1 protein-coding gene and 1 pseudogene are annotated in these 434 nt (G+C 65.2%); both read right to left on the reverse strand.

Annotated elements, in window-relative coordinates:
• On the reverse strand, window positions 1–223 hold a 223-nt coding region (locus EN852_RS35285; protein WP_135879635.1), incomplete at its 3' end, for an ATP-binding cassette domain-containing protein.
• A pseudogene (locus EN852_RS35290) lies at window positions 216–434 on the reverse strand (hypothetical protein); the annotation flags it as partial. The gene EN852_RS35285 and the pseudogene EN852_RS35290, both read right to left, overlap by 8 nt.

Below are 434 nucleotides of genomic sequence, written 5' to 3' on the forward strand. Positions count from 1 at the left end.
GCAGCGGCAGGCGCAGAAGATCCTTGCCGTTGAAGGTGACGCTACCAGAGCGCTTGCGGATCAGCCCCATGATGGCGCGCAAGGTCGTGGTCTTGCCGACGCCGTTGCGGCCAAGCAGGGTGACGGTCTCGCCGCGCATGACATCGAGGTTGACGCCATGCAAGGCGTGGCCTTCACCATACCAGGCTTGGAGGTCGCGCACGGCAAGCAGCGGCTCACTCATGCCCGGCCCTCTCATGCCGGCCCTCTTCGTGCTCGGTCCCCATATAGGCGACGCGGACACGCTCGTCCTGGCTGACGGTGGCGTAGTCGCCGGCCGCGAGCACCTGGCCGCGCTGCATGACGGTGATCCAGTCGCAGAGATCAGCAACGACAGTGAGATTGTGCTCGACCATCATCACGGCGCGGTCTTTTGCCAGCGACCGGATGATGCC

Source organism: Mesorhizobium sp. M2E.F.Ca.ET.209.01.1.1, from assembly GCF_004010375.2.
In the GTDB taxonomy this organism is placed as follows: Bacteria; Pseudomonadota; Alphaproteobacteria; order Rhizobiales; family Rhizobiaceae; genus Mesorhizobium.